Origin of the sequence: Helicobacter brantae, assembly GCF_003364205.1 — a bacterium.
GTDB lineage: Bacteria > Campylobacterota > Campylobacteria > Campylobacterales > Helicobacteraceae > Helicobacter_G > Helicobacter_G brantae.
In genome coordinates this window covers 1-17,334 of the sequence record NZ_NXLV01000008.1, presented here as the reverse complement: position 1 = coordinate 17,334, position 17,334 = coordinate 1, and the positions used below count along the sequence as shown (strand labels likewise).

At 38.6% G+C, this 17,334-nt stretch carries 16 protein-coding genes; 7 read left to right on the top strand and 9 right to left on the bottom strand.

Annotation, left to right across the window (positions count from 1 at the left end; all coding sequences use genetic code 11):
* Positions 1-58: 58 nt before the first annotated feature.
* The 5 genes from CQA58_RS05085 to CQA58_RS05065 all read right to left on the bottom strand — a co-directional run bounded on the left by CQA58_RS05085 (position 59) and on the right by CQA58_RS05065 (position 8,959).
* Positions 59-4,936 carry an autotransporter outer membrane beta-barrel domain-containing protein gene (locus CQA58_RS05085; RefSeq protein WP_115569643.1) on the bottom strand — a complete coding sequence of 1,626 codons (4,878 nt, stop codon included), beginning with the start codon at positions 4,934-4,936 and terminating at the stop codon, positions 59-61.
* Between the two features lie 187 nt (positions 4,937-5,123).
* A complete protein-coding gene (locus CQA58_RS05080; RefSeq protein ID WP_115569642.1) occupies positions 5,124-6,503 on the bottom strand; it encodes an FAD-binding oxidoreductase in 1,380 nt (459 codons plus the stop codon).
* Positions 6,500-7,213: a plasminogen-binding N-terminal domain-containing protein gene (locus tag CQA58_RS05075; protein ID WP_115569641.1), complete on the bottom strand. Its 714-nt coding sequence runs from the start codon at positions 7,211-7,213 to the stop codon at positions 6,500-6,502. The genes CQA58_RS05080 and CQA58_RS05075 overlap by 4 nt, the downstream gene beginning before the upstream one ends.
* Positions 7,197-7,775, bottom strand: a complete 579-nt coding sequence (locus tag CQA58_RS05070; protein WP_115569640.1) for an NUDIX domain-containing protein — start codon at positions 7,773-7,775, stop codon at positions 7,197-7,199. Before CQA58_RS05070 ends, CQA58_RS05075 begins: the two co-directional genes overlap by 17 nt.
* Complete coding sequence (locus CQA58_RS05065; RefSeq protein WP_245942773.1) at positions 7,772-8,959, bottom strand: peptidoglycan DD-metalloendopeptidase family protein; 1,188 nt, start codon at positions 8,957-8,959, stop codon at positions 7,772-7,774. Before CQA58_RS05065 ends, CQA58_RS05070 begins: the two co-directional genes overlap by 4 nt.
* A gap of 129 nt (positions 8,960-9,088) precedes the next feature.
* On the opposite strand from CQA58_RS05065, the gene CQA58_RS05060 reads away from it, so the two are divergent.
* The 4 genes from CQA58_RS05060 (at position 9,089) to flgK (ending at position 11,850) form a co-directional block, all read left to right on the top strand.
* Positions 9,089-9,271 carry a hypothetical protein gene (locus tag CQA58_RS05060; protein ID WP_115569638.1) on the top strand — a complete coding sequence of 61 codons (183 nt, stop codon included), beginning with the start codon at positions 9,089-9,091 and terminating at the stop codon, positions 9,269-9,271.
* 64 nt (positions 9,272-9,335) lie between these two features.
* Complete coding sequence (locus CQA58_RS05055) at positions 9,336-9,554, top strand: flagellar biosynthesis anti-sigma factor FlgM (RefSeq protein ID WP_115569637.1); 219 nt, start codon at positions 9,336-9,338, stop codon at positions 9,552-9,554.
* Between the two features lie 46 nt (positions 9,555-9,600).
* Positions 9,601-10,029: a hypothetical protein gene (locus tag CQA58_RS05050; RefSeq protein ID WP_115569636.1), complete on the top strand. Its 429-nt coding sequence runs from the start codon at positions 9,601-9,603 to the stop codon at positions 10,027-10,029.
* 3 nt (positions 10,030-10,032) lie between these two features.
* Entirely contained in the window at positions 10,033-11,850 is a 1,818-nt protein-coding gene (gene flgK, locus CQA58_RS05045; RefSeq protein ID WP_115569635.1) for a flagellar hook-associated protein FlgK, read from the top strand.
* Here the strand turns inward: flgK and CQA58_RS05040 are convergent.
* Genes CQA58_RS05040 through CQA58_RS05030 form a run of 3 tightly spaced genes read right to left on the bottom strand, consistent with a single transcriptional unit; the run spans position 11,833 to position 13,422 of the window.
* On the bottom strand, positions 11,833-12,387 hold the full coding sequence (locus CQA58_RS05040) for an SEL1-like repeat protein (RefSeq protein WP_115569634.1): 555 nt from the start codon (positions 12,385-12,387) through the stop codon (positions 11,833-11,835). The two genes, flgK and CQA58_RS05040, sit on opposite strands and share 18 nt — an antisense overlap.
* Positions 12,384-12,575 carry a hypothetical protein gene (locus CQA58_RS05035; RefSeq protein WP_115569633.1) on the bottom strand — a complete coding sequence of 64 codons (192 nt, stop codon included), beginning with the start codon at positions 12,573-12,575 and terminating at the stop codon, positions 12,384-12,386. The genes CQA58_RS05040 and CQA58_RS05035 overlap by 4 nt, the downstream gene beginning before the upstream one ends.
* A complete protein-coding gene (locus CQA58_RS05030) occupies positions 12,562-13,422 on the bottom strand; it encodes a class 1 fructose-bisphosphatase (protein ID WP_115569632.1) in 861 nt (286 codons plus the stop codon). The genes CQA58_RS05035 and CQA58_RS05030 overlap by 14 nt, the downstream gene beginning before the upstream one ends.
* Positions 13,423-13,521: 99 nt before the next feature.
* Between CQA58_RS05030 and rpe the strand changes: the two genes are divergently transcribed.
* Positions 13,522-14,163 (top strand): ribulose-phosphate 3-epimerase, encoded by a 642-nt coding sequence (gene rpe / locus CQA58_RS05025; RefSeq protein WP_115569631.1) that lies wholly within the window; start codon positions 13,522-13,524, stop codon positions 14,161-14,163.
* A 5-nt stretch (positions 14,164-14,168) separates the two neighbouring features.
* Positions 14,169-15,011 (top strand): 3'-5' exonuclease, encoded by an 843-nt coding sequence (locus CQA58_RS05020; RefSeq protein WP_245942771.1) that lies wholly within the window; start codon positions 14,169-14,171, stop codon positions 15,009-15,011.
* On the opposite strand, the gene CQA58_RS05015 is transcribed toward CQA58_RS05020, so the two are convergent.
* Positions 14,990-15,454 (bottom strand): tRNA (cytidine(34)-2'-O)-methyltransferase, encoded by a 465-nt coding sequence (locus tag CQA58_RS05015; protein WP_115569630.1) that lies wholly within the window; start codon positions 15,452-15,454, stop codon positions 14,990-14,992. The genes CQA58_RS05020 and CQA58_RS05015 overlap by 22 nt on opposite strands.
* A gap of 153 nt (positions 15,455-15,607) precedes the next feature.
* On the opposite strand from CQA58_RS05015, the gene CQA58_RS08415 reads away from it, so the two are divergent.
* Positions 15,608-16,912: a methyl-accepting chemotaxis protein gene (locus tag CQA58_RS08415; RefSeq protein ID WP_281270010.1), complete on the top strand. Its 1,305-nt coding sequence runs from the start codon at positions 15,608-15,610 to the stop codon at positions 16,910-16,912.
* Positions 16,913-17,334 lie beyond the last annotated feature (422 nt).

Genomic DNA, 17,334 nt, shown 5'->3' with positions numbered 1-17,334 from the left:
CAAAAGCAAGATTTTATCACAAAGGAGAGCGTTTTGCTTGATTGTATTGAAGGGAGGATTATTCCTCCCATTCAAAATCTTGATGTTCTATTTTCGTGGGTAGTTTTTCTTTCTTGTTTGCTGTGGGGATATAGCCATCATTTTCTCCAAAGCTATATCTTACCCCTACATTGATTTGATAATCTATGTTGATTTTCCCTGCAAAGCTTTTCTCAAAGTCAAAGTAAAGTCTAGTATTGTCTTTGATGGTTGTATGAACCCCCACATTGAACAATGCTCTGCCATTAGATGCAAGAGTGCTTGGATGGGTGCTAGTTCCTCCAAGATCTGTTGTCAATATCCCATCTCCTCCTACAAGGCAATCATATTCATAAAATACCCCTGCATACGCACTTGCTTGGATTGGTTTGTGTTTTGTAAATCTTTTGAAATCATAACCAAAGCTAGATCCAAATCTTGAACGCACGACAATAAGCCTCTCTCCAAGTGCATTAAGCCAAGAATCCCCCAAAACTTGCCTAAAGCTTGTTTGGTTGAAATATCCCAATGCTACTTCGACTTGAGGATCGATATACCACTCTTTTTCACTTCCAAGCTTAAAGCGATAACCAAACTCATCACTCAAAGTAAAAGCCATATTGCTTGTGCTATAAGTGGAGCTTTGTCCCATCATAGAGAAGTCTGAGAAGATATAGCTAAATTTGGCGATACTATCATTATACCAGCCCTCATCTTGGACATAGGAGTTATAAAGTGCAACCTCTATGGCATTGGACTTGATATAGTCAATTCCTAAGATTTCTTGATTGAGGCTTTGTACTAGAGTATTTTGAATACTTGAATTTGATGTGCCATAAGAGAGGGCTAATCCCAAGTAGTTATTAGCTCCCTCAAACCCAAAGGCATAGTCATATCCCCCTTGTAGTGTTACATAGCTTGTTTTTGTCCCCATTCCAAAATCATTACTTATTCTTCCACAAAAGATTCTAGCCCATACTCCTTGAGAGTGATGATTATCTCTAAGCTCCCCCATACGCTTATTAAGTGAGTTGAAGTTTGCTATATAGAGATCATAATTTCCCCCAAGTGCACTCACACTTACCTCTCTTCTTTCTTCTGTCACTCCACTTGTGGTTAGACTATTGAGAAAGTATGTAGTGTAGTCCCCATCTTGCTTGGACACTCCATTAATGTCTGTGATTGCTGATGTGAGAGTTCCGCTGATTTTATCAAATCCTTGAATACTCTCTTTGAGCTTGAGTGTAATCCCTGCCTGTTTATTACCTGTGTTGATAGTGGTAAGTACGGCAATATTCCCAGAAGTTTTTGTCCCACCTTTTGCACTTTTCTCACCATCTTGCGAAGAATCATATTTAATATTTGAAATATTGTTTTTATCCTCCACAACAACTTGCATAAGAAAGATACCACTCTGTGAAGTAGAGTTGTCCCCAATATTTGCAATAATAATCCTATCTGAATATGTATTGCCATATTTACTCACCTCTTCTCCTCCTAGAGTTGCAGTTTTTTGATCCGCTCCTATTTTCACTCTAGTAACAAATGTGGCATTCCCCTTGCCTTGAAGCCCACTATTGGTTTTTACTATGGACTTTCCACTCTCATCAGAGTTGCCAATTTTTAATAGCCCAAAATGATCCCCATCACTAGAGTGAGTTGCTACACTAATTGTTGCATTGGTTTTGTTTTGATTGGAGGAGTGATTTTGGATAATGAGTGTTGGGATATGAAAATTACTTTGTTGTTTTTGCGATTTCTCTAAATTTCTCAAAAAGACTGATGAATTGTCTTCAAGGGTTACACTAGGGGAAGATTTGCCAGAATCAAGATAAAAATCTCCTAAAAAACTTGAATGCTCTTTGAGAGTGATAGAGTGAGTTTTTGAATTTTGGCTAACCCCTTGCTCTGAATGTTGTTGAGATGAGTTTAGCAAAGAGATGATTCCAGTAGTATTTCCTCCCAAGGCAAGAGAGTATTCATCAGTGGTTTGGGTGGATTTGATTGTAGAGAGGAGTGGGGAAGAGTGAGGGGTTCCTGTAATCTCTACTTTGAATCCATCATGATAAGTAAGACTTGATGATTTGATTTTGACTACATCGGTTTCTTGATTTTCTCCATTGCTTGATTGAGCAAAGATGAGAGTAGTACGACTTTCTTTGGAGTATCGAGTTTTAATCTCTGCATTGATTTTGCCCCCAAAAGTGATATGTGTTTGCCCTCCTGTGGTTGTGAGATTATAGACAAAGATATCATTTTGGCTCGTTGGATAATGTGTGAGGTGCATTGCAATATGGGTGATTCCACCTGTGGTTGTGATATTGCCTGAAAATCCTGCTCCGATATCTAAAACCTTGTCTTCCGAAGTGATGAGCGAGGAGGGGATAATCACCGAATCTTTAAGAAATAAATTATTATTTCCTCCACTTGTGTTGATATTTCCAAAGAGTGCAGAATGCGTTTTGTCTTTCTCTCCCCCTCCTTTGATGAATATATTATTGTCTCCACTCCTGCTTGTGATATCTCCTGCAATACCAGAAGAGAGGGCCAGATTTTCCCTATCTGTCGGGGAGTGTGGAGTTTTTGAGAATGTTTCAATCGCATCTTTTGTGTGTGTCAGAGAAGACGAGGAGAGATCAAGCCAAAGGGTATTGCTCCCAGTGTCTGAAAAGACTGCATTTTTGAGATCAAAAGTTCCATGTGTTTTGTTGAAGTGAGAGATGATAGAGGAGTTTTGAGAAGAGTTGGGAGCGAATAAAATAATATTTTTTCCCTCTCCTGTTGAGCCAACTCCTTGAGAGATTGTCATTTTCCCACCAAAGGCATTGGGAGATGAGTGACTATGATTATTTAATGGGCGATCAAAAGAATTGGTTTTTACAAGAAGGGCTTTTCCCAAAATATTTGATCCACCATCTGCTGTAATTGAGGTGAGATTTAAGATGTTATTGCTCCCAGGGCCAAAAGAGATGATATTTGCTCCACCTTTTGCACTGATTAAAATTGATGATTGATCCCCAAGAGTTACATTGCCATTGCCTTTGAAATCCAATGTATTGTTTGAGTGGGTTTGTGCTGTGATATTTCCATCAATCTTGGCATTTCTTGTAAGCACAATATTATGTGCAGAATATTGTGGCGATCCTATTGCATGTAGCCCACCAGATTGGATAGTAAGGCTTTGGATATTGAAAAGATTTTTTCCATAGATTGAGGTAACTCCTGATTTTGTCGTAAGCATTCCACTGGGGATTTGAATAGAGTTGGATCCATGGGGATTTTTGGCATAGACTGAATTTCCCATCCCATCTCCAGATGCAATAGTTAGGATTGTCAAATTCCCATTTTCTCCTTTAACCCTATTGAAGGCATGAGATTGCCCACCAACCTCAACTCCTCCAATTTCAACTTTATGAGAAGAAACCAAAATTATACTTTCCCCATAAATATCAGTGTCGGATCCAACATGCACTTTTCCACTGATGCTACCATTTCCTAAGAAGTCTATAGTGGTTTTCCCAGAATTTGTGCTTACATTACCTTGAATTGTGTTTGTTGTTTTTCCTCCAAAAGTGATAGAGGTTTGTGCAGACAATCCTAGAGTATAGACATTTCCTATGATTGTATTGCTTTGTGAATTTGTATTTTCAAAAGAAACGCTATTGCTTCCACTTTTTGTTGTGATATCCCCCTTGATTATGTTTGTCCCCTCTCCTTTAAACAAGACCTCATTATTTCCTTTTTGAGTGTAGAGATTTCCAAGGATACTTCCATTATCGCCATTAAAAACAATGAGGTTTTTTCTTAGATTGCTTATTACTTGTTTGGAGAAGAGACCATCAGAGGTTCTTTGTGAGGGTTGAATGCTTATCTTGGTTGCAAAAGAGCTTACATTTCCCAAAATTTTTGAATTTTTCCCCTCAAAAGTGATTGTATTACCACCACCATAGAAATTAAAACCGGGCTGTTGAGATTTTTCTTTGAGTATTAGTGTTGCATTCTCCCCTCCAAATTTAATTTGGGTTCCCCCACTGCCATCCTGAGTGGATACCCCATTTAGGGTTAGTGTCGAGTCGTTTTGAGTAATGTCAATAAGTATGTGAGATGTGGCTTTATTACCCACAGAGATTTTATTCTCAACTGTAATGTTTTGGTGTTCTGTATTAAAAACAAGTGAGGTATCTCCTCCATTTGCTACAATGGCTCCATCACCACTATTGCTCCCCTCATTATCCAAATTACCTGAAATATGCACTTTTGTATCATAAAAAATTAGTTTCCCATCTCCCAAATCACTAAAAATTCCCCCCATAATAGAAGTGGATTTTTTATCAGATGAAAATGTTGTATCTCCAGCTTGCAGTGTGATTTTTCCAGTAATTTTGGCATGATTTGTGAAGTTAAATGAATTGCTTCCAAATATTCCAAGAAGTACATCTCCACTGATTCCCTCCCCTCCAAAAGTCCCCACAAAAGTGTTTGTCCCAGACTCACCATCAATTATCAAATTTCCCTTGAGGGCAGGAAGACTCGAATCTTTTTTTCCAAGACTAAGAGCAATTGATTTATCTCCATCATCTTGAAGCAAAAAGGCAATTGTCCCATTTCCATCATTCATCTGAAGACTTTTGCCATTTCCGTTGATTTCAAGTGAGGAGCCAATAATTTTGGCAACCAAATCATCATCTTGGGTATTTAAATCAAAAACAAAACTAAGCTTATCAACAGGAGTCCCTCCTTTTTTGAAGGGTTGATAGATTTCTCCCCCTCCATGCAATCCATTCCAAGTAATCCCAAAATCACTTGACTTATCCCCTCCTCCATCTACGCAAATGCCTATCGCCCCTGATTGACTAATGCAACTTCCATAACTAGAGTTTAAGTACAGAAATAAAGCCAATGAGCCACGAAGAAACAAATCTCTCCTTATTCTGCCCCCCCCCCCTGATTATATGTGTTTAATATCTTGTTTTTTTGTTTCATAATCTATCTCCATTTTAGACTTGCAAAACACATTTTTGCAATCAAATAGATATAGAAGTAGGTTGAATATAAGTTAAATAAAACATTACATTTATTGATGGGGAGTTGGGTATAAAGCCAGGCTAGGAGGGATCAAATCCCATTTTGTGGGGGTTGAGGATATTGTGAGGATCAAAGGCTTTTTTGATTTGAGCAAAGAGTTTGAGATGAGTAGAGCTGAAAGCTAGGGGCATATAAGGGGCTTTGCTAAGTCCTATGCCATGCTCCCCACTCAAAGTCCCTCCCATAGATAGAGTGATAGAGAAAAGCTCTTTGATAGCTTCTTTGCCCTCAGAGAGAGAGGAGAGGGAGGGGAGCATTACATTTGTATGAATATTGCCATCGCCAATATGCCCAAAGCAAGGGATAGGAAAGTCATATTTTTGGCTGATTTCTTGCACTCTCTCTAAAAAGTCAGCCACCTTTGAGCGAGGGAGAGTGATATCTTCATTGAGTTTTTTTACTCCATAGATACTATTGGCTTGGGAGGCGTTTTTGCGTCCAAACCAAATCCTCTCTTCTTCTTGCTTGTCTTTGGCAACCTCAAAGCTTAGGGGGTTGTAGGCTTTGCAAATTTTTTCAATCTCACTTGCCTCAAACTCCAAACTTGGCTCAAAATTCCCATCAAGCTTGATGATAAGGATTGCTTTTGCTTCTGTGGGGTAGAGATTGAAGCGAGAATTGAGGGCTTGAGTGGTAAGAGTATCCAAAAACTCCATAGCACAAGGGGTGATTCCACTAGAGAGGATAGCACACGAGCAATCTGCTAGGCTTTTTAGAGAGGAAAAGCCCACTAGCAAAGATTTTTCAAATCTAGCTTTGGCTTTGAGTTTGAGAGTGAGTTCAGTGATGACTCCCAAACTCCCCTCACTCCCACATACCAATCCCAAAAGATTGTAACCTGCTACATCTTTGTAAGTTTTATGTCCGACTTCTATCAGCTCTCCTGTGCCAATCACTAGTTTTGCACTAAGCAAATAATCTTTGCTAACCCCATATTTTACAGCACACATTCCCCCTGCATTCTCGCTGATATTTCCCCCAATCGTGCTAAAAGAAGCACTTGCAGGATCGGGGGGAAAAAAGAGATTATAAGGAGCTAGAGCATTGTTGAGAGAGGCATTTAGCACAGCAGGTTCTAGGGTAACACAGAGGTTTTGAGTGTCAATGTGGAGGATTTTATTCATATGTTTTTGCAATGCTAAGATAATGCCCTCATTGATACTTCCCCCACTCATTCCACTTCCTGCACCTCTAGGAGTGATGGGGATTTTATGAGTATAAGCATAGGCGATGATTTTTTGTATATCTTGAGTGTGGCGAGGGAAAATCACGCAAGAGGGGAGGATTTCTGTCCTTGTGCTATCATAGCTATAAACGCTCAAAGTGGAGGGGTTTATGCTGATATTTTTCTCTCCTACAATCTCTTCAAAGGCTTTGAAATGCTGAGGAGAGAGTGTCATTGAATGCTTTTTAGAAGTTTGTCGTATTCTTCAAAATAATTTCGCTTTCTCTTAAGCCAATCCCAAAAGCTCTTTGCCTCAACTCTAGCAAAAAAAGGATACATTACCTCTTGAGGAGCAGGGTTTGAGAGAGCTTGTCGCTCTAAGACTTGAAAGCTTTGACAATCTAGCAGATTGACACCATTTGAAGCATAAATTGCCAAGATTCCCACGCTATAAATCTTGCACATCTCCTTAAAAGCTTTTTTGCTAGGATCTAATATCCCCTTTCCTCCCACATCAGCAATCATCAAATCCGAGCTTGCAAAGTAGATTTTTGGAAAAAGAGCTTTGATGCTTTCATAGACTTTTTGATTGGGTGCAGCGATAAATCCACGAGCATAAAAGCTTCTAAGAATCACTTCATCTCCCTCTTTGGGTTTGACAACAGGGGTGGGGAGATATTTTTGCTCTAGCAAAGTGAAAGGCTCATAACTAGCTGTAATCTTGTCATCATCAACTTGAGTGATGACAACAGAGTTTGAGATGATTCCTGCCCCAATTTTGTGGATAATGATTCCACTCTCTCCTACAAGGATTTCATCTTTGCTGGGTTTGAGTGTGAGAGTTTTTTTGTCTGTATCTATGCTAAGAATTGTCAGCTTTATGGGTTTGATCTCAATCCCAAAGGCAAGAGAGAAAAATAAAAAGAGTTTAAATATTTGTTTCATTTTTTGTCCTCAAAAACCACTCTAGCATATAGGCAAGAGAGGAAGTTTTTTCTATGGTTTCATCTTGCAAAAATTGCGTAATCTCTAAGCAAGGAAGCCAAAAAAGCTCAAAGTTCTCATCTCTCTCCCCTCCACCCTCAGAGATTTTTTCTTCTTGAGAAATACTAGCAAAAAATAGCGTTTGCTTAGAGGTGCTTAAGCCAATGTTTGAGTAGAATGTATTGATTTTTTGTAGTTTTTGGATAGGGATTGAGTATCCGCATTCCTCAAGCACCTCTTCTTGTGCGATTTGCTCAATGCTTTTGCCCTCTTTATCCACAAGCCCAGCACATAGCTCATAAATAATCCCTCTTTTATCTCTAAGAAATGCACAAGGGCGTAAATGCCTAAGAAGAAGCAAAGAGTGCTTTTCTTTGGAGTAGAGCAAGATTGCCACACTATCAAAGGAGTGATACATATCCCATAGATATTCTTCTTTATCAAGTAAATAGTGGATTCTTTGGGGTTTTATAAACTTAGATTGAGTGGGGGTGCTTAGAGAGAGGAGGGTGAAATCTTTCATTTGCTCTCCTCTAGGGGTGGGTTTTGGGTAAGAGTGCTTTGGGTTTGCTCTGAAGTATTTTGTGCTGTGAGTTTGTTTAGCTCATCTTCAAGAAGCTGTTTTTGCTCTTTTGCAAATTGAAGGAATTTTTCTTTTTCTTTGCCTTTAAGCTCACTTCTTGTAGTCTTGATACTCCCCAAAGGATTGATGGGGCGATTATTTTTGTAGAGTCCAAAGTGCAAATGAGGTCCAGAGCTTATGCCTGTATTGCCACTTTTGCCGATATTTTGTCCTTGTTTGACATAGCTTCCTACTTTGATTTTCTTATCAATTGAGCTTAGATGTGCATAAAGGGTTTTCAATCCCCCCTCGTGTGCGATTTCAATAGCTTTGCCATATCCCCCTTTGTTTCCTGCACTCACCACTCTTCCACTTCCTGCTGATTTTATAGGTGTGCCAATCTTGGCTCTCAAATCGATTCCAAAGTGAGGGCGAACCACTTGTTTGAGGACAGGGTGTTTGCGTGCTTGAGAGAATTTTGAGGTGATATAGACATTGGAGAGGGGCATTCTAAGTAAAAAACCTGTGATTTCTTTCCCTGCAAGATTGTAGTATCTGCCATCATTGTAGGAGATGAGGAAGTTGGGCTTTTTGCTTGTCTCTATCATACTCGCCCCGATAGTTGGAGTGCCAAAAAACTCTCCAAAGCGATATTTTCTCACATACAGCAAAGCAAGTTTATCCCCCTTCATTACCTCTCTTTTGAAATTGATTGAGTTTTTGTAAGTGTTGAGAAATTCATTGGCTAGGCTTAAATCTTTGGATTGCTTGAAAATGTCTTGATATGGGGAGTTTAGCACTTCAAGGGCTAGGGTTTGGGATTTTTGAAAGTATTTTATGGGCGTGAAAGTGAGTTTATAAGTAGAGTTTTCTTCATAGATTTGGATTTGGATATCTTCTCCCACAGGGATAAGTGCTTGGAGGAGTTTGCCATTTTTATCTTTGAGGGTTTGATACTCCACTCCTGCATAAATCTCTGCTGTAAGCTCTTTGTCTTCTGCAGGGAGATTGTAGTAGAGTTTGAGAGGGATATGATAATCTTCTAAAAATTTCAAGAAAGTATAGCCCTTTTGCCATACTCTATTCTCTCCCACTGCCCCAAAGCAAAAAGACAAAAACAAAGCACAAAGCAAGATTTTTCTCATCATTTATCCCAAAAATTAAACTCTTTAAATAAGAATTAGGTAAAAAAGTTTTTTGTGGTGTTATAATAGTGATAATTCTAACTAAAACTTTAAGAGGTTTAGACTCTATTTTATATAGAGAGGATTAAAATGGATACTTTCAAATTTTGGGTTATACCCTTTATAACTTTTGGAATCTTTATTTGCTTTGCTATTGGGATTTTGATTTATACATATAGTGATTTGCAAGTGTCTTTTTCACAAGAAGAAAGCACTTCATCAGTAACGACAATGCAAAATTTCCAAGAAGCAATGGGTTCGCAACTAAAGTAAATGAAAAAAATGTCGATGTGTGAAAGATACATAAGAGATTTAGGTCAGAAATGGAGGTCTTAAAATGATTAGGAATACTACACAGCGAGGTTTAGTCGGTTCTGTTTATGCTCAAAATATTGAGAAAAACACTACCAATAAGGAAAATCAAGTTAAGAAAAATCAAGAGGTAAAGGCTTTGGATAAAGTTTCACAAATCAAAGAGCAGATTCAAAATGGGACTTATGAACTCAATATGAAAAAGACTTCTGAAAAAATGGCACTCAATTTGCTTAATCTCTAAAAAAATACAAAACTCTCTATGGAGAGAGGGTGTTTAGGGATAAGGAATGCTTCATCAATATTTAAAAGACGCAATTTGTGAATTAAAAAAACTTATAGAACTCACTCAAACAGATATCGCAGATCTTTCAGAGGCGAAAAATGAGGTGATTTTCCAAAGACTTCCATACAAAGAATCCCTCATCAAGTCTTTTGAGCAAAAAAAATCTCTCATTGATTCTGCAATGGTTACCCTAAGAGATAATAATCCTCAAAAATCCCTCTCAGATCTTTTGGATCAAGAAGCACTTGATTTGCTTGATGAGCTTAAAATCGCTCTTAAAGAGCTTAAAGAACTCAACAAAGGGTATGCAAAAAGTGTATATGCTGTCAATGAGTTTTATACTTCACTTCTAAGAAAAATCGTGCCACACGAAAACAATGGTTATGGAGGTTATGCTAAACCTCAACAAAGTTTCCTTACAATACAGGTGTAGGCTATGGGTGGCATTCTAACCTCTCTTAACACTTCTTATACAGGACTTCAAGCTCATCAAGCAATGGTGGATACCACAGGCAATAACATTGCCAATGCAAGTGATGAGTTTTATGCACGCCAAAAAGTCGTCCTCAAACCTCAAGCTCCACTAGAGAAAGGGGGTTATCAGATTGGGACAGGGGTGCAGATTGAGAGTGTGGTTAGAGCTCATGATGATTTTGTGTTTCAACGCTATGGAAGAGCAGCACAAGAAAAAGAGTTTTTCCAAACCCAATACGACAAGCTTAGAGAAACAGCCTCACTTTTCCCTGATCTTGAAGGTGTGGGGATTTATGATGACTTACAACAATACTTTGATGCGTGGAAAGATGTATCCAAAAACCCCAAAGATCCAGCCCAAAAGCAACTCTTGGTGCAAAAAACCCAAACGCTCCTAAAGTCAATCCGAGCCACCTATGACAATGTAGCAAATATGCAAAAAAAGACAAGCGAAGAACTTGCAATGAGGATTGATGAAGTAAATCGCAAGGGCAAACAGATTGCTGAAATCAACAAAAAACTAAGCATTAGAGAATCTCATACAGATTTAAACTATGCCAATGATTTGCGAGATCAAAGAGATAAGCTAGAGTTTGAGCTAAAAGAGCTTATCGGTGGTGTGGTTTTCAAATCCAATCTTAAGACAAATATTGATATCAATTCAAGAGATATAGACTATGGGGAAAATTATGTAATGAATGTGGCAGGGGGATTTAATATCATTGATGGAATCAACTTCCACCCTCTTGTAGTCAAAGAATCTCACAAAGGCAATGGGTTAAACCACGTGTATTTCCAAAACCAAGACTTCCGCCCAGTGGATATCACAAACAGCCTTTTTGATGGCAAGATTGGAGGATTAATCAAGCTTTATGCTGATGGGATTGATGGCACACCTGTGGGGAAAATGCAAGAATATTTAAATATGGTCAATACCTTTGCATTGGGATTTATTGAGGCGACAAATAATATCTATGCCCAAAGTGCTACCACAGCCATAGAGAGCAAAGCCCTTACACTCAAGCCTGATCAATCACTCATTGATAGTTCTTATAATATTCGTGAAGGCTCATTTGATATCGTGATTTATGATAGCAATGGAGATGAGATAGGGGTGAAAAAGATTGATGTCAATCCTCTCACAACCTTGCAAGATATTGTCAATCAAATCAATGCAAATACAGATGATAATGATGATAAAAACTCACTTAATGATATTGATGATTATTTTGTAGCAACTTATGATGTGCAGACAGGGAAATTCCAAATGACACCCAAAAACCAAAGCGAGATTTTTATCGGATTACGAGATAATGGAAGCAATCTACCCGGTGCTTTTGGAGTCAATCGACTTTTTGAAGGCGATAGTGGTAAAAATATTCAACTCAACTCAATTTACTTGCAAGATCCTAGCAAATTGCGTCCTTATGTGTCCCCCTCAAGTGGAAATACAGAAGTGGCAAATATGATGCAACAACTCCAATATGATGATGTAACTTTCCAAAATGGCAAAAACAATATTCAAAATATGCAAATCTCTCAATACTATCGCCTTTTGGGAGGAGCGATTGCCACAGATACCCAATCTGTCAAAACCTCACTTGATACCAAAATGGCACTTTATTCAGCGGCAAAAAAAGAGTATTTGAGTATTTCACAAGTCAGCGTTGATGAAGAGATGGTTAATCTCATTAAATATCAAAGTGGATATGCAGCCAATGCTAAAGTTGTCAGCACGATTGATAAGATGATTGATACTCTTCTAGGATTGAAGCAATAATTCAAGTTGTTTTTGCAATCCATTTAGGCTACTAGATTTTGGCTCAAATCTCTCTAGCAGTGCGATTGCAAGTTTGCACCCTCTCTTCTCTCCCCCATAGCAAGACTTTGTAGCAAGTTCTAGTGAGGGTTTGTAATCTTTGGGATTATAGAGTGTTTGGGCGAGTTGAAGACAAGAGGTTGCATCTCCTCCTTGACAAGAGTAGCCCAAAACTTTTTGAGATAAATCTTTGAGATGAAGAAGGTTGTAGGCTCTAAGAGTGATTTTGCAAGAAGGAAGATCGCCATATTGACAAGCAAACTCTAGGGCTTTTATGGCTTTGGCTTTGCTCATAGGGATAGAGTGTTTGCCCTCTTGGTGGAGAAATGCACTCATTTTACAAGCATAAATCTCTCCCTCCAAACACGCCTTTTCATAGTGAAATAAAGCTTGTGTGAAATCTCTTTTTTGATAAAGCTTATTGGCTTTCTCTAAGTTGTTTTGTTTGCAACCACTAAGAGCCAAAAGCACCAAAACCAAAAGCCCAATTTGCTTCAAAACTCAAACTCTCCCTCTTCTCCTTTGTTGAGATAGGAGTAAGCGTTTTTGACATACTCTTCTCTAATAGGACATTCCAAGACTTGAGGGCATTGAAAACAAGAAGTGAGAGAGTGAGAGGTTTGACACTCTATAAGCTTGGTTTTGCTCTCTTGAAAGATTTGGGTATTGGGATTATTTTCTTGCATAGCTAAAACCTTTTTTTATCAATTCTATTTCATTTTTGCTTCCAAAATAACACGCAGAGGTTTCGTGAGAGTGCGAGATAGGCAAATCAAGCAATCTTCTCTCTCCATCAATTGCCTCTCCCCCTGCACATTCAAACACAAAAGCAAAAGGAAACACTTCAAAGAGTTTGCGTAGCTTTCCATTGGGGTGATCTTGAGTGGAGGGATAGCTAAAGATTCCTCCCTTTTTGATGAGGATTTGGTGCAAATCTGGCACCATTCCACCAGAGTATCGCAATCGATAGCCTAGAGAAAAGAAGTGTTCTACCATTGCCTTATGCTCTTTGCTCCAAAACTTTTGACTCCCCCCTGTGGCATTGATATTGCCTTGATTTTCTAGTGTAAGCTCTCCTTGTATATCCCACTTTTTTGTCTTAGGATTGTAGCGAGAGTGGAGAGGTAAGCTATCTTTATCTTTTGCTACTACCATTTCAAGGCGTGGTCCATAGAGGATATATCCACTTGCTTTGAGGTTTTTTCCCTCAAAACTCTCCTCATAGATTCCAAAAATTGTTCCTACACTTAGATTGCCTCCAATGAGTGAAGAGCCATCGATTGGATCATAAGCGACAAGGTATTTGCCATTTGGATTGGTGGTAAAAATATCTTCTTTTTCTTCAGAAAAAATCGCTTTGATAGAGGGTAGGGCAGAGAGTTGCTCTTGGATAAAAACATCACTTTGGATATCAAGGGCTAGTTGAATATCCCCACTTTGGTTAGTGTGTGAGGTATAAGAAGTCTCTCCAAAGATGATAAGCTCTTGAATCTTTGGAGCAAGTGAGGCAAAACAATCAAGTATAGTTTGCATAAGATTTCCTTATCTTGAACTAATCTAAACTAAAATTATAACGACTTTTGCATTTTTGTTAGAATTTCAAAAAAACTTTGAGAGTAAAAAGGATAAAAAATGAAAATAGCACCTAGCATTTTATCAGCAGATTTTACAAGACTTGGCGAGGAGATAGGGAGAGTGTGTGAGAGTGGGGCAGATTTGTTGCATATTGATATAATGGATGGGCATTTTGTGCCAAACCTCACTTTTGGCTCAATGATAGTAGAGCAAATCTCTAAAATCTCTACAATCCCCCTAGATATTCATCTTATGGTGGAGAATGTGCCATTTTTTATCCAATCCCTTCTCCCTCTCAAACCCAAATATGTAAGCTTTCATATTGAAGAGGAGAAACATATTCATCGCTGTATTGAGTTATTGAGAAAAAATGATATCTCTCCTGCTCTTGCACTCAACCCTCATACCTCTCTTGAGGGGCTAAAATATATCTTGCCCTCTTTGGATATGGTGCTAGTGATGAGTGTCAATCCAGGTTTTGGGGGGCAGAGCTTTATTCCTATGAGTTTGCAAAAGATTAAAGATCTCAAAGCAATGATACAAGAGTATGCCCCTCATTGTCTTATAGAAGTTGATGGTGGAGTGAGTGATAAAAACGCTCAAGCTTTGAGAGAGGCAGGGGTGGATATTTTGGTGGCAGGAAGTTATGTGTTTGGTGGCAAAGACTATGCCAAAGCGATTTCTTCTCTTAGAGGGTAGGGGCATTGAAACATATCATTCGCTTTGATCCAAGTTTGCCCCTCAAACCTAGCAAACCCAAAAAGCTCAAAGCCAAAAGCACCTCTATTCTTAATGCTTTAGAAAACAAAACTTTGGCAATGAGTGATTTTCTCTTGCTTTGTCAAAGTGATGAGGTATTGGGGGATTTGGCAATTTGTGAGAATTCAAGTGAGTTTTTGCAAAGTGTGGGTATGGATATTTGCTTTGAGGGGGGAGAGGTGTATTTGGGGAGTTTGAAGAGAGCTTTGAGGGAGCAGGTGTTTTGCTTTGTGGATATTGAGAGCAGTGGGGCTGATCCAAGAGTTAGTCAGATTCTAGAGATTGGAGCGATAAAGTATCGCAATGGAGAGGTTTTGGGGAGATTTGAGAGCTATGTGAGGGCAAATGAAGTGCCTGAGATTATCGAAGAGATTACAGGCATAGAGCTAGATGATGTGAGAAATGCTCCAAGTGATAGAGAGGTTTTGAGTGAGTTTAGAGAGTTTTTGGGGCAGAGTATTTTTGTCGCTCATAATGTGAATTTTGACTATCTCTATCTTGATTATTATTTTTCACTTCTTTTTGGTGTGGGGCTTTATAATCAAAAGCTTTGCAGTATTGAACTTGCCAAAAGAAGCATACCTGCTCCACGCTATGGACTAGATTTTCTCAATGAATTTTTAGAGATTTTTACCCCCTCTTTGCATAGGGCTTATGCTGATGCTTATACTTGTATGAAAATCTTTGAGAAATGTTTGCAAACTTTAGCAATCAGATTCCCCACCTCTCAAGCTTTGCTAAACTATTCTCAAAAGGGGAAAAATATTCAACCCCCCTCTAAGAGCTGAAGATTTTGTCGTATTGCCTCATATAGCACAGCTCCCACGCAAGTGGCAAGGTTGATACTTCTTCCCTCTCTCATAGGGAGTTTGTAGGTTTGATTGGGGTATTGCTCTAGGATTTTTGTATCTAGCCCTGCATCTTCTCTGCCAAAGTATAGAAAGCACTCATCAGAAAAACTAGCCCCAAAGTAGTTTGATTGGGCTTTGGTGGAGAAAAAGAAGTGATTTTCTCCCACAGGGTGTTTTTGCCAAAAACTTGAGAGATTTTCCCACTCAATCACTTCAAGCTTTTGCCAATAGTCCATTCCTGAGCGTTTGATTTCTTTTTGGGATACACTAAACCCTAAGGGGTGAATGAGGTGCAATCTCCCCCACCCAGCCACACACAATCTTCCGATATTGCCTGTATTTTGAGGGATTCTTGGCTCAACCAAAACGATATTAAACATTATCTATCTCCTTTTTGTTTTGCAAGTATTGTATATTTTATAAACAAACTCTTGACTTTTTGCATTTTTGTTTTCTTTTTGAGTTATCTCACTGCTTCATTTTGTCATAAGATGATTTATAATAGCAAAAATAATTATTTTAAGGAGTCTTCCGTGTTTTTTAATAGTGAATTAAAAGAGCAAATTGCCTTCTATCAGCAAAAGCTTAAAGATCAGTCTGCAATCGTTGAAACTGCAGATTGTGGGTTTTGTATCGTCAAACTTGATGAAGAAAACAATATCATTGATGTTAATCAAAAATATTTAGACACAATGGGATATTCTCTTGCTGAACTCAAAAAGGTAGGATATAGAAATCTTAGAAATCCTAAAGTGAGTGAAGCAGAGTATGGCAAACTTTGGGAAGCTATCAAAGCAAAAAAAGATGCTTCAGGGGTATATAGCCAAGTGAAAAAAGGTGGAAGCCTTGTATGGTTTTATGTCGTGTTTAATCCGATTTTCAACGAATCAGGAGCATTGAGCTATGTCGTAGCAATCGCAGCAGACATTAGCTCTTTTGTCAAAAAAGCCAATGAAGCCCAAGACGCACTCAATGCTGTCAATCGCTCAATGGCGACGATTGAGTTTGATATGAATGGAAATGTAGTAGATGCCAACCAAAACTTCCTCTCAACGATTGGCTACACACTTGAGGAAATCAAAGACAAGCACCATAGAATCTTTTGTGATCCTATTTTTACAAAATCCAAAGAATACGCACAATTTTGGGATAGATTGAGAAATGGCGAATTTGTCGCAGGGAAATTCAAAAGGATTGGAAAAGACAACAAAGAGATTTGGCTAGAGGCAAGTTACAATCCGATTTTGGATGCCAATGGTAGGGTGTATCGTGTGATTAAATTTGCCACAGATATTACACCTCAAATCCTCAATGACAAAGAAAACACCAAAATCGCTTCAGAAATGGCTCAAGAAAACGACAAGCTCACAACTGAAGGAGCTAAAGTGATTGAGGAAACTACAAACAATATGAAAAGAATCGCAGAGATGATGCAAACTAGCTCTTCACTTGTAGCAAGTTTGGGAAGTCAATCTGATGAGATTACTTCAATTATCCAAACCATCAAAGATATTGCTGATCAAACAAACCTCCTAGCTCTCAATGCCGCAATTGAAGCAGCAAGAGCAGGGGAGCATGGAAGAGGGTTTGCAGTTGTAGCAGATGAGGTAAGAAAACTAGCAGAACGCACAAGCCACTCTATCACAGAAATCACTAGCACAATCAACTCAATCCGCGATGTTACAGGGCAAGTAGTCGATAATATCAAAACAAGTATCGGACAAGTTGATGATGGGGTAAAACTTGCAGGAGAGGCAAAAGATTTTATGGATAAGATCCGAGATAGTGCCTCAAAAGTTGCCAAAACTATTCAAGAGAGAAACTCACAAGAGGGGTAATCCCTCTTCCATTCTTCTATTTTTAGCTATCTTAAAACTTCTCACTTATTCCAAACAACACAAACAAAGCAGATTTAGAGAGTATGCTTCTTGCTCAAAGAGGGCTTTTATACCCTCTTGCAATAGGCTAGGGGAAAAACTTTGTGATACTTCCTTGATTAAGCTAAAGAAGTATCAGCAAATCTTTGCTAGAGTGGGGCAAAGCCCACTCTAAATAATGAGAAAAATTGATAAGAAAAACAGAGCCTTTTTAAGATAAAAAATCTCAATAAAGCAGTAGACTCTGTGATACCTCCACTTTGAGAACCCTCTTTAATCTCTCATAGAGGTATCAGCAAGACTACTATCTATCTATGGATAGATTTTTTTGATGAGAGAGCTAGATAAAGAGATTTTCTATCCTCTTAAAAGATTTGTGAGAG